This is a genomic window from Kribbella sp. NPDC054772 (assembly GCF_053611945.1).
The window spans coordinates 19,830-31,685 of sequence record NZ_JBSHBJ010000018.1; the positions used below are offsets into that span (position 1 = coordinate 19,830).

An 11,856-nucleotide genomic window follows, 5' to 3' on the forward strand; every position below is an offset into this window, starting at 1 on the left:
CGATGCTGAAGAGCTGGAAAGTCCGCATCGGCCTGTCCATCCTGGTGTTCTTCATGCTGCTGGCCGTCTTCGGGCCGATGATCGGCGGGGACCCGCGCGCGAACGACATCAGCGCGATCTCCCAGCCGCCGAGTCCGCAGCACCTGTTCGGCACCACCCAGTTCGGGCAGGATGTGCTCGCGCAGACCATCGCCGGTGCCCGCGGCTCGATGCTGGTCGGCCTCCTGGCCGCCGCGATCGGCACCCTGATCGCGATCCTGGTCGGCGTCCCGGCCGGGTACTTCGGTGGCGCGGTCGACAACGGCCTGAACTTCCTCACGAACCTCTTCCTGGTGATGCCGGTCCTCCCACTGATCCTGATCGTCGCGGGTTACGTGCAGGGCACCGGTCCGCTCGTGATCGCGCTGATCATCGGCCTGTTCGGCTGGTCGGGCGGCGCGCGGACGCTGCGTGCACAGTCGCTGAGTCTGAGCAGCCGCGACTTCGTGCTCGCGATGCGGATGGTCGGTGAGCCGCACCGCCGGCTGATCTTCTGCGAGGTGCTGCCGCATCTGACCGGCTGGATCTCGGCGATGTTCCTGCACGGCATGATCGGTGGCGTGATGGCGGAGGCCGGACTGGCGTTCCTGGGCATCACCGACTCCGGGTCGATCAGCTGGGGCACGATGATCCAGGCGGCGCAGCAGCAGAGCGCCGTACTGCGTGGTCTGTGGTGGTGGTTCGTGCCGCCGGGGCTGTGTATCGCGCTGATCGGTACGGCGGCGACGCTGGTCAACTTCGGCGTCGACGAGGTGTCCAACCCGAAGCTGCGGATGGCCCGGCGTTCGGTCGTGGTCCGGGCCCGGAAGGTGGTCGAGGCATGAGCGACGTACTGGTGGTGGACGGGCTGACGGTCGACTACGTGACCGGGGATCGGCCGGTGCGGGCGTGTGACGACGTGACGTTCGAGCTGCGCCGCGGCGAGATCCTCGGTGTGGCGGGGGAGTCGGGATCGGGGAAGTCGACGCTGATCACCGCGCTCACCCGGCTGCAGCGGCCGCCGGCGGTCACCACCGCCGGCCGGATCGAGTTCCACGGCACCGATCTCGTCGGGCTCACCCCCGAGCAACTCCGCAAACTCCGCTGGACGTCGCTGGCGATCGTTCTTCAGAGCGCGATGGATGCCCTCAACCCGGTGATGCGGGTCGGCGCCCAGTTCGTCGACGTACTCCGTTCGCACGACAAGAAACTGAGTCGCCAGGACGCGTGGGACCGCGCCGCCGAACTCCTCGGCATGGTCGGGATCTCCGCCGATCGCGTCCGCGCCTACCCGCACGAACTCTCCGGCGGCATGCGTCAGCGCGCCAGCATTGCGCTCGCCCTGGCCTGCGGTCCCGAACTCGTCGTGATGGACGAGCCCACGACCGCCGTCGACGTCGTGATGCAACGCCAGATCCTCGCCCAGGTACTGCGTCTGCGCCGCGAGCTCGGTTTCGCGGTCGTGTTCGTCACGCACGACCTCTCGCTGCTCCTCGAGCTCGCCGACCGGATCGCGATCATGTACGGCGGCCGGATCGTCGAGATCGGCACCGCGGAGTCGCTCTACACCAAGCCCCGCCACCCGTACACCCGCGGCCTGCGCGACTCGTTCCCACCGTTGCGCTCGCCGTTGCGGAGACTCACCGGGATCTCCGGCAGTCCACCGGACCTCCGCAACCCACCACCCGGCTGCCCGTTTCACCCGCGCTGCGCGGACCGCTTCGACGGTTGCGACAAGCAACGACCGGAGCTACTGACGATCGAGGACCATGCCGTCGCATGCCGGCTGTACCCGTCGGGAGATGATCGAGCATGAGCCAACCCGTTCTCGAGGCCCGGGCGGTCTCGAAGCATTTCGCGGCCGGGCGGTCGACGGTGCGCGCGGTCGAGGACGCGACGCTGGCATTGCAGCCCGGCCGGATCGTGGCGCTGGTGGGCGAGAGCGGCAGCGGGAAGACCACGCTGGCGCGGCTGCTTGCGCGTTTCTATCCGCCGACGTCCGGTGAGATCCGGTTGCGTGGCGAGGTCGTGAAGGGCAAGCCGCGGGCGTACTACAGCGACGTACAGCTGATCTTCCAGGACCCGTTCGGGTCGCTGAACCCGTTGCACCGGGTGCGGTACAACCTGGAGCGGGCGGTCAAGCTGCATCACGCCGTGCGGACGAAGGACGAGTTGGAGCGGCGGGTGGTGGAGCTGCTGGAGCGCGTGAGCCTGACGCCGACCGAGCAGTTCATCGACAAGTTCCCGCACGAGTTGTCCGGCGGGCAACGGCAGCGGGTCGTGATCGCGCGGGCGCTGGCGGTCGAGCCGAAGGTGCTGCTCGGGGACGAGCCGATCTCGATGCTGGACGTGTCGATTCGGCTCGAAATGCTGAACCTGCTCGACCGGCTGCGGACCGAGGACGGTCTGGCGCTGCTGTACATCACCCACGACATCGCGAGCGCGCGCTACCTGTGCGACGACATCGTCGTGATGTACGCCGGTCAGATGGTCGAAGGCGGTCCCAAGGAGGACGTGATCGCCGACCCGCTGCACCCGTACACGCAGCTGCTGATCGACTCGTCCCCGGATCCCGAGCGCCGGGACCGCGACGGTCTCTTCGACGCGGAGGATCTCGGTGAGCCGCCGAGTCTGATCGACCCGCCGGCCGGGTGCCGGTTCCATCCGCGGTGCCCGTTCGCGATGGACGTCTGCCGGACCGACGCACCGCCCCGGACCGAACTACCCAACGGGCGCTGGACCCATTGCTGGTTGCAGGAGAACAAATGAAAGCACCACGACAGTCCGACGTAGCGCAGCTCGCGGGCGTCTCGCAGTCCGCCGTCTCGAGGGTGGTGAGCGGGGACGTGGACCGGATCCCGGTCGAGACCCGGGACCGCATCCTGGCGGCGGTGAAGGAGCTCGGGTACGTCCCGAACGCCGCCGCGCGGAACCTGCGCAACAAGCGCAACCGGCTGCTCGGCGTTCATACCTTCGAGGCCGTGTTCCCGCACGCCCGCGAGGACTTCTACTTCGAGTTCCTGCTCGGGATCGAGGAGCGGGCCGAGGAGATCGGGTACGACCTGGTCCTGTTCACGTCGACGGGGACCAGCGACGGCCGGCGGCGGATCTACCGCGACGGCACCAACCGGCTGAACCTCGCCGACGGGACGGTCCTGCTCGGTGCCGCGACCGATCGCGAGGAGCTGGCGCGGTTGTGGCACGACGGGTACCTGTTCGTCCACATCGGCCGCCGCGAGGTGCCCGGTGCCGACGTGCCCTGCATCGTGCCGGACTACCACAGCGCCGCCGGCCGGCTGGTCGAGTCGCTCGCCGACCGCGGCCATCGGCACCTCGCGTACCTGCGCGCCGGGATCGAGCAGGAGGCGTACGCCGATCGCCGGGCCGGGTACCGCGACGCCGTCGAACGCCTTGGCCTGCAGGACAGGTCGCCCGGGTTCAACGGCGTACCGGATCTGTCCGAGGAGTGGCTGGACGCGTTGGTGAGCGGACCGGAGACCGCGGTGGTCGCGGAGAGCGTCGGCCTCGCGGAGGACCTGCGTGCCCGGCTCGCGGAGCGCGGGCTGAGCATTCCCGAGGACCTCTCCGTCGCCGTATTGGAAGGCTCGGGGGACGAGCCCGGTCACCGCTGGGACTGCTTGGTGATCCCGCGCAAGGAGATCGGCCGGATCGCGATCGACGCGCTGGTGGCGCGGGTCGAGAACCCCGACGCGGAGCCGGTCAGCCAACTGGTGGCCTGTGATCTGGTGGCCGGCGAAACCGTCGCCGCCCCTGCAGACAAGTCGAGTGTTAAGGAGTAACGGGTGGAACTCGCAACGGACGTCCTGGTCGTCGGCGGTGGACTCGGCGGGGTCGCCGCGGCCCTCACCGCGGTCCGCCTCGGCCGCAGCGCCGTACTGACCGAGCCGACCGACTGGCTGGGCGGGCAACTCACCAGCCAGCTCGTCCCGCCGGACGAGCACCCCTGGATCGAGCAGTACGCCGCCAGCGGGTACGCCGAACTTCGCCAGCGGATCCGCGACTACTACCGCCGGAACTACCCGCTCCGCGCCGAGGTCGCTGTGGACCCGCTGCTCGACCCGGGCCTCGGCGTCGTCAGCCGCTTCTGCCACGAACCACGCGTCGCCGCAGCTGTGCTGGAGGAGATGCTCGCCCCGTGGCGCGCCTCCGGACGCCTGACGGTGCTGATGGAACACGAGCCGATCGCGGCGTCCACCTCCGGCGACGAGATCGACGCTGTCACCCTGCGGGACCTCCGCACGGGCGATGACGTGACGGTCTCGGCGACGTACGTCGTGGACGCCACCGAGCTCGGCGACCTCGTCGAGCTCGCGAACGTCGAGCACGTGATCGGTGCGGAGGGGCGCGACCAGACGGGTGAGCTGCATGCGCCCGAGGTCGCGAATCCCCTTGATCAGCAGGCGTTCTCATGGTGCTTCGCTCTCGAGCACCGGGCGGGGGAGGACCACACCATCGACCGGCCGGCCGGGTACGAGCACTGGCAGACCGCCGTCGCGCCGTTCTGGCCGGGATCGCAGCTGTCCTGGACGGACGTCGTACCGTCGACGCTGCAGCAGCGGGAGTGGAAGCTGCTCGAGGCGAACCCGGACCAGCGGGCACCGTTCTCGCTCTGGCGGTACCGGCAGATCCTTGCTGAGAGCAACTTTGTCGACAAGGCGATCCCGGCGGTCACGGTGGTCAACTGGCCGCAGCTCGACTACTGGGAGCAGCCCCTGCTGGGTGCCCCGGACCCGGCGAAGGCGCTGGCCGCGAGCCGGGACCTGTCGCTGTCGTTCCTGTACTGGATGCAGACCGAGGGCGGCTATCCGGGGCTGCGGTTGCGCCCGGACGTCACCGGTACGGCGGACGGTCTCGCGAAGACGCCGTACATCCGTGAGGCGCGGCGGATCCAGGCCGAGTTCACCGTGCTCGAGCAGCACGTCGGGGTGGAGGCGCGGCCGGACGGCGCGGGCAGCGAGGTGTTCGCGGACACCGTCGGGCTCGGGCGGTACCGGATCGACCTGCACCCGAGTACGGCTGGCCGCACCTACGTCGACATCGAGGCGTACCCGTTCCAGATCCCGCTCGGCGCGCTGATCCCGGTGCGCGTCGACAACCTGCTGCCGGCGAACAAGAACATCGGGACCACGCACATCACCAACGGTTGTTACCGCCTCCACCCGGTCGAGTGGAGCATCGGCGAGGCGGTCGGCGCACTGGTCAGCTTCTGCCTGACCGAAGGCCTGTCACCACGCAAGGTCCGCAACGATCCCACCCATCTGGCCGACTACCAGCGCCTGCTGGCGGACCGCCTGAGGACCCCGCTGGCATGGCCCGAAGAGATCCGCACCCATCGCGACTGACAAGGGATGATGCTGTGCTCCGAAAGTCTTTGGCCGCCCTGTGTACTGCGCTACTCCTCTCCGCCGCGGTCCTGGTGAACGCCTCGGCGTCCACCACCGCACTCCCCGCGCTACACACCGAAGGCAATCGCATCAAGAACAGCGCCGGTACCGATGTCACCCTCAAAGGTGTCTCCGTCATCGCCCCCGAGCAGAACGACGTCTGCACCGACTGCAACTCCAAGCCGATCAACGACCTGATCGACATGACGGTCGCGAACGGCTGGCACTCCAAGGTGCTGCGGCTGCTCGTCACCGAGGCGATCGGCAAGGACCTGAACGCCTACGACGCCACCTACATCAAGCCGTACGTCGACCACGCGGTGGCCAAGGGTCTCTACGTGATCATCGACCTGCACCTGGTCCGCAACTACGGTGACGCCGCGGGCGCCGTACCGCAGTCCGACGTGAAGGGGTTCTGGGACTTCATCGCGCCGCGGTACGCGAACAACCCGAACGTGCTGTTCGAGGTGTTCAACGAGCCGATCGCCCCGGACAACTGGGCGACCTGGAAGTCCTACATCCAGCCGGTCGTGAACTCGATCCGGTCGGTCGCGTCCAACGTCATCCTGATGGGCAGCCCCTCGTGGAGCACGCGGCTGAACGGGGCGCTCACCGATCCGATCACCGGCGGCAACATCGCCTACGTCTACCACCTGTACCCGAACCAGGGCCCGGCGACCGCCGCGAGCCTGGATCCCAAGTTCGGTACGGCGGCCGCGACATTGCCGGTCGTCCTGACAGAGTTCGGCTGGGACCCGTCGCCGGCGGCGAACGCGGTCACCGCCGGTACGACGTCCGGCTGGGGGCTGCCGTTGCGGCAGTACCTGGACGCGCGTCCACAGATCGGGTGGCTCGGTTGGGTGTTCGACAACTTCTGGGCCCCGGTGATGTTCGACAAGTTCTGGAACCTGCTGTCCGGCGAGTACGAGGGTGCTTTCATCCGCGACTGGCTGGCCGGCGCTCCGGCGACGTCACCGTGTTCCAGCCATCTCGCCCGCGGGGCGACGGCGACCGCGTCCTCGACGTACGACGCGAACTCGGGTGCGGCGAAGGCGGTCGACGGGGCGTGTACGGACAGCGGGCGCTGGATGTCCGCGGTCGGTGACACGACGCCGGTGCTCACGCTGAACCTCGGTGCGTTCAAGGACGTCAACCAGGTCGACGTGTACAGCGGCTACGGCTATCCGAACGTCGCCACCGGGACCACGCTGACCGCGTTCATGGTGGAAGGGCACACCGCCGCCGGGTGGGTCCAACTGGGCAGTGTCACCGGTAACACCCGGTCGCTGGTCTCGGTGCCCGGGCCATCCGCGACAATTGACCAGATACGCCTGACCGTCACCGACCCGTCGAACACGACACCGGACATTGCCCGCGTCTACGAGGTGGCCGCTCACTGAGCCCTCAGTGGCCGGCCGGCTCACTTGGAGGAGGCCGTTGCCAGCGTCCCGACCGAGACGATTCGTCGCTGCGTTCATCGCGGGTGCCCTGGTGTTCCCGCTGGTGCCGGCGGTCGCCGCGCGGCCGGTGAAGCTGGAGGTCCTCTCCAGCCGCGCCGACACGGTGACGGGCGGCGACGCGCTGGTGCACGTCGACGCCCCCGATCCGGACGGTCAGGTCCGGGTGTCGCTCAACGGTCAGGACGTGTCGGGGGATTTCGTCCCTGACGACACCGGCCGGACCGGACTGGTCAAGAACCTCCGGCCCGGAGCCAACGTGCTCCGGGCCGAGGCCGGGGGCCGGCGGACGACGCTGGACGTGCGCAACTACCCCCGGGAAGGCCCGGTGTTCTCGGGGCCGCACGAGCAGCCGTTCGCGTGTGAGACGGCGAAGTTCAAGATCCCGGTGATCGGCGGCACGCTCGGACCGGCGCAGGACGCCGACTGCACGATCGCGCCGCGGGTCGACTACTTCTACCGGACCACCGCGCGCCGCTGGGCGAAATGGCCGGCCGGCGCGACGAGGTACCCGGCGGATCTCGCGGAGACGGACTCCGGTGATCCGTTCATCGTGCGGATGGAGACCGGGAGCGCGAACCGGGCGGTCGTGCAGACCAGCATGCTGCACGATCCGCTGCGCGAGGGCGCGCCGACTCCTATCCGGCGCTCGGAGGCCTGGAACGGTCGCGCGATCTTCACGCTCGGCGGCGGCTGCGCCGGCGGGTGGTACCGGTCCGGGGCGACGACCGGCAGCGTCACGGATCCGTTCCTGCTCGGGCGCGGGTACGCGCTGATGTCGTCGTCGCAGAACGTCTTCGGGCAGAACTGCAACGACGTGACCGCGGCCGAGTCCGCGATGATGACGAAGGAACTGTTCGTCGAGCACTACGGGCAGCCGGAGTTCACCGTCGGGTTCGGCTGCTCCGGCGGCTCCTACCAGGCGCAGCAGATCACCGACAACTACCCGGGCATCTTCGACGGCATCATCGTCGGCTGCTCGTTCCCCGACGTCGGCTTCGGCACGATCCCGTTCATCAGCGACGCGCGGCTGCTCGACTCGTACTTCGACAGCCGCAGCACGGTGCAATGGACGCGGGAACAGAAGCGCCGCGTGGCCGGGTTCGCGAAGTACGCGACGCTGCCGAGTATGGCGATCAGCGCCGCCCGGATCGACCCGCGGCGCAACTGTGCCGCTGTCCCCGTGGTCCTGCGGTACAACCCGGTGACGAACCCTCGCGGGACACGCTGCGATGTCTTCGACCACGCGATCAATGAGTACGGCGCTGATCCGGCGACCGGGTTCGCGCGGCGACCGCTCGACAACGTGGGCGTGCAGTACGGGCTCAAGGTCCTGCGGTCCGGGGTGATCACGCCGGCGCAGTTCCTCGACCTGAACCAGCGGATCGGTGGCTTCGACGCGGACGCGAATCTGGTCCCGGCCCGGACCGTGGCCGACCCGGAGGCCGTGCGGACGGCGTACCGGACCGGGCGAATGACCAACGGCGGGGGAGGGCTGAAGGACGTGCCGATCATCGACTACCGCGCGTACTCCGACAACCTGGCGTACGGCGACATCCACGTCCGGTACCACACGCTCTCGATGCGGGCCCGGTTGCAGAAGGCGAACGGCACCTCGGTCAACCAGGTGAGCCTGCTCGAGGACGCGAGGTACGGGCTGTTCAGTACGTCGAGCCCGTTGCTGCGGCACGCGGTCGACGAGATGGACAGCTGGCTGACCCAGTTGACCGCCGACGGGACGAGCCGGCCGCGGATCGACAAGATCGTCGCGGCCAAGCCGTCCGGGCTGGCCGAGGGGTGTCGCGGACCGGGTGGGTTCATCGCGCAGCCGCTGGACCGGAACCCGTCGTCGCGGTGCGAGAAGTTGTTCCCGTCGGCGTCGTTCCCCCGCGAGGTGGCTGGCGCCCGTGTCGCGTCGGATGTGATCAAGTGCGAGCTGCGCGAGCCCGCCCGGTCGGAGTACCCCGGGTTCACGGACGCGCAGTGGCAGCAGCTGTTGACGATCTTCCCCGACGGTGTGTGTGACTGGTCGAAGCCGGGGATCGATCAACAGCCGCTCGCCGGGACCTGGCTCAGCTACCCAAACTGAACCTGAAGTGGTGCTTCCGCGGTTGGAGATCGTGCGGCGGGAGGATCGGGGCACCGCTGGTCGGACTGCCGAGACCGTGCTGCAGTGCGTCCAGCGTGATCCAGACGCGATCGCTCGGGTGCAGGTCGGCCGGATGCTGCGCGGCGGCCAGGTCGGCGATCGTCCAGCGTCTGACAGTCATCGCGAAGTCCGGGTCGCCGGTCAGGCGGAGCAGGCCGGCGCTACCGGACAGCTCGGCCCACCGGACGTTGCCCCGGGCACCGTTCTCCTGCGGGTAGAGGTACGGGACCTGCAGGTCGTCGATCGTGCTCGTGTAGCGGCCGATCCGGGCCGCCGAGCGTGAGTCGGGGTACGCCTGTCCCGGTCCCTGGCCGAACCAGGTCACCTGCCGGAAGCCCGCCGGCACGCCGAACGTCACCCCCAGCCGCGCCCACGGCACCAACCACTCACCCAACGGCTCCACCTCGACATCGGCCGTCACACTCTCGCCATCGGTCGTCCAGCGGTACGTCGTGAGCACCCGCGCGTCCGTCGCCGCGGCCCCCACCATCGTCACCACCGTGAGCTCGTCATCGCACCGCTCCACGGAGACGGTCCGATACCGCAGCCGGTCAAGCCCGGCGTTGGCCCATCGAGACTTCCGGTCCAACGTCGTCGCGTCCCAGGTCCGGGCGTCGTGCTGAGTCGGCGCTCGCCACAGCTCCAGCGGACGATGCACGACGTCCCAGCCCTGCAAGCCGATCAGTCGTCCGGTCTCGGGATGGAACGTCGCGGGCCCGAGCGCGAGCGATTTCCTGGGGGAGTGCTTGGCGGGCGCAGCGGAGAGTTGGGTTTGGGTGAAGGCCACCTCGTGACCAGCAGGTGCCCAGTCGGTGTCGCTGGTGAGGACCGCTCGGATCGTCAGCCAGCGTTCACGGTTCTGGAGCTCCGGCAGGTCGGGGAGTTTGACCGTGGCGGAGTCTCCCGCCGAGATGAGCGGGAGGTCGACTGTGCCGCGGGCCACGACCGTGCCCTCGTCGGCGACGTCCCAGTGCAGCGAGAGATGGGAGGTGTCCGACACGTCGTACCGGTTGTGGATGGTCAGGACGTCGTCGGTGACGGTGAGGCGGACCGGTTCGTAGACCTTGTGGACCTCGGCGAGCACCGGTTGCGGCGTCAGGTCGGGAAAGACCAGTCCGTCGAGGACGTACGTCCCGTCGTGCAGTTCCTCACCGAAGTCTCCGCCGTACCCGTAGGAACCGTCGGCCCGCAGGATGCCGTGTTCCATCCACTCCCACAGGAAGCCGCCCTGGCAGCGTTCGTACCGGTCGAAGAGCTCCTCGTACTCCGGTAGTCCGCCGGGACCGTTGCCTCCGGCATGCGAGTACTCGCACAGCACGAACGGCATCGCCCGCCGGCGCGCGTCCAACGTCGGATCGTCCAACGGTTTCTCGGCCCGTTTGCCGATCGCCTCGACCTCCGCGTGCGACGCGTACATCCGGCTGTACACATCCACGTCCGCACACGACAGGTCACCCTCGTAGTGCAGCGGTCGCGACGGATCCCGGTCGCGGGTCCACTCCGCCATCGCGGTCAGGTTCGGCCCGACGCCGGCCTCGTTGCCGAGCGACCACATGATCACCGATGGGTGGTTCTTGTCCCGCTCGACCGTGCGCCGCATCCGGTCCACGGACGCGTCCAGGAACCGCGGATCGCCGGCCGGGTTGCCCTGCCAGTCGAGCAGGAAGAAGCCGTGCGTCTCGTAGTCGCACTCGTCCATCACCCAGAACCCGAGCTCGTCGCACAACTCCAGCAGCTTCGAGTCCGGCGGGTAGTGGCTGGTCCGGATCGCGTTGATGTTGTGCCGCTTCATCACCAGCAGTTCGTCGCGCATCCGCTCGTACGGTACGGCGCGACCGAACACCGGATCGTGCTCGTGCCGGTTGACCCCGTGAAAGACGATGCGGCGCCCGTTGACCCGCAGTACCCCGTCGACGATCTCGACCGTGCGGAAGCCGATCCGCAGCGACACCCGCTCACCGGGCAGCTCCACGACCGCGTCGTACAACCGGGGCTCCTCGGCGGACCACGGTTCGACGGCCGGGAGCGTCACCGACTCGCCGCACGGCACCTCGGCGCCGAGCTCCGCGATCCGTACGACGGCACCCGGGACCGACTCCACCCGCAGCACACCGGCACCGTCGACGTAGTCCGCGTGCACGAACACATCCGCGTCCACCGGCCGCGCGATCAGCGTGACGTCGCGGAAGATCCCGGGCAGCCACCACATGTCCTGGTCCTCGAGGTACGACCCCGACGACCACTGGTGCACCCGTACGGCGAGCACGTTCCGCCCCGGGCGCAGTACCTCGCCGACCGCGAACTCGGCCGGCAGTCGCGAACCGCGCGTCACTCCGAGCTCGACCCCGTTCAGCCAGACGCGCGCACACGAGTCCACGCCGTCGAACCGCAGTACCGACGACCCGGTCCACGAGGCCGGGAGCTCGAACGCCAGCCGGTGATCGCCGGTCGGGTTCTCGTCCGGCACGTACGGCGGGTCCACCGGGAACGGGTACTTCTGGTTCGTGTACGCCGGACTCCCGTGCCCGTGCATCGGCCAGCTCGACGGCACCGGCAGCCAGTCCCAGTCCGAGTCGTCGAAGTCGACCGCCTCGAACCCGTGCGCGGCCTCCGCCACGGTCGGTGCCCACCGGAACCGCGACTGACCGTTAAGGCTCAGCCGCGGCGCATCCGACCGTACGGCGGCCCGCGCCGGCAGCACGCCGTACCCCGGGCCGGGATCTTCCCAGTAGGTCATCGGGCCTCCCAGCCTGGACTGAGGAGCGCAGGGAGCGTAGCGACCGGAGCGACGAGGGAAGGACGGGAGTCACAGCCCGATGACCCGCCG

The 11,856-nt window shown here is 69.1% G+C and carries 8 protein-coding genes; 7 read left to right on the forward strand and 1 reads right to left on the reverse strand.

Annotated elements, in window-relative coordinates:
* The first annotated feature begins 2 nt into the window (after nucleotides 1-2).
* Genes ACWGID_RS25500 through ACWGID_RS25530 form a run of 7 tightly spaced genes read left to right on the forward strand, consistent with a single transcriptional unit; the run spans nucleotide 3 to nucleotide 8,969 of the window.
* On the forward strand, nucleotides 3-863 hold the full coding sequence (locus tag ACWGID_RS25500) for an ABC transporter permease (RefSeq protein WP_452200552.1): 861 nt from the start codon (nucleotides 3-5) through the stop codon (nucleotides 861-863).
* On the forward strand, nucleotides 860-1,834 hold the full coding sequence (locus tag ACWGID_RS25505) for an ABC transporter ATP-binding protein (protein ID WP_452200554.1): 975 nt from the start codon (nucleotides 860-862) through the stop codon (nucleotides 1,832-1,834). The genes ACWGID_RS25500 and ACWGID_RS25505 overlap by 4 nt, the downstream gene beginning before the upstream one ends.
* Nucleotides 1,831-2,787 carry an ABC transporter ATP-binding protein gene (locus tag ACWGID_RS25510; protein WP_452200556.1) on the forward strand — a complete coding sequence of 319 codons (957 nt, stop codon included), beginning with the start codon at nucleotides 1,831-1,833 and terminating at the stop codon, nucleotides 2,785-2,787. The genes ACWGID_RS25505 and ACWGID_RS25510 overlap by 4 nt, the downstream gene beginning before the upstream one ends.
* Nucleotides 2,784-3,818, forward strand: coding sequence for a LacI family DNA-binding transcriptional regulator (locus ACWGID_RS25515; RefSeq protein ID WP_452200558.1), 1,035 nt, complete (start codon nucleotides 2,784-2,786; stop codon nucleotides 3,816-3,818). The genes ACWGID_RS25510 and ACWGID_RS25515 overlap by 4 nt, the downstream gene beginning before the upstream one ends.
* Nucleotides 3,819-3,821: 3 nt before the next feature.
* The gene (locus tag ACWGID_RS25520) at nucleotides 3,822-5,381 is read left to right on the forward strand and encodes an FAD-dependent oxidoreductase (protein WP_452200560.1); all 1,560 of its coding nucleotides are present in this window, start codon (nucleotides 3,822-3,824) and stop codon (nucleotides 5,379-5,381) included.
* 14 nt (nucleotides 5,382-5,395) lie between these two features.
* The gene (locus ACWGID_RS25525) at nucleotides 5,396-6,823 is read left to right on the forward strand and encodes a cellulase family glycosylhydrolase (protein WP_452200562.1); all 1,428 of its coding nucleotides are present in this window, start codon (nucleotides 5,396-5,398) and stop codon (nucleotides 6,821-6,823) included.
* A 37-nt stretch (nucleotides 6,824-6,860) separates the two neighbouring features.
* On the forward strand, nucleotides 6,861-8,969 hold the full coding sequence (locus ACWGID_RS25530) for a DUF6351 family protein (protein ID WP_452200564.1): 2,109 nt from the start codon (nucleotides 6,861-6,863) through the stop codon (nucleotides 8,967-8,969).
* On the opposite strand, the gene ACWGID_RS25535 is transcribed toward ACWGID_RS25530, so the two are convergent.
* On the reverse strand, nucleotides 8,953-11,766 hold the full coding sequence (locus ACWGID_RS25535; RefSeq protein WP_452200566.1) for a glycoside hydrolase family 2 TIM barrel-domain containing protein: 2,814 nt from the start codon (nucleotides 11,764-11,766) through the stop codon (nucleotides 8,953-8,955). The two genes, ACWGID_RS25530 and ACWGID_RS25535, sit on opposite strands and share 17 nt — an antisense overlap.
* Between the last annotated feature and the right edge of the window lie 90 nt (nucleotides 11,767-11,856).